Genomic DNA, 521 nt, shown 5'->3' on the forward strand with positions numbered 1-521 from the left:
CCACTCTGCTGCCCGCACTGCCAGGCCGACAAACCCTATCGCCACGGTCACGCGCACGGACTGCAGCGCTACCGCTGCCGCAGTTGCCATCGCACCTTCAACCTGCTCAGCGGCACGCCGCTGGCCCGGCTGCGCCACAAGGCGCACTGGCTCGACTACCTCGGCTGCATGCTCGACTCCCGCAGCGTGCGCCGCTCGGCACGCGAGATCGGCGTGGCCAGCGCGACCAGCTTTCGATGGCGCCACCGTTTCCTGGCCTTGAGCAAGGATGACCGCCCGCAGCGGCTGAGTGGCATTGCCGAAGCCGATGAGATGTATGTGCTCGAATCGCACAAGGGTTCCAGACATCTCGACCGTCCGCCACGAAAGCGCGGCGGCAAGGCGACAAAGCGCGGGATCTCGAATGAACAAGTGTGCATCCTGGTGGCACGCGATCGCAGCGGCCAGACCATCGACGCCGTGACCGGCAAGGGCAGCGTGAGCAAGCGGCAGCTGGTGCAACACCTGGGGCCGCGCCTGGC

The 521-nt window shown here is 67.2% G+C and carries 1 protein-coding gene; it reads left to right on the forward strand.

Going from position 1 to position 521, the window contains the following annotated elements:
* The coding region (locus tag AC1DOP_RS27245; protein WP_477254411.1) for an IS1595 family transposase at window positions 1–521 on the forward strand (521 nt) is incomplete at both ends.

The sequence above is a fragment of the Massilia sp. 01N410 genome (assembly GCF_056399665.1).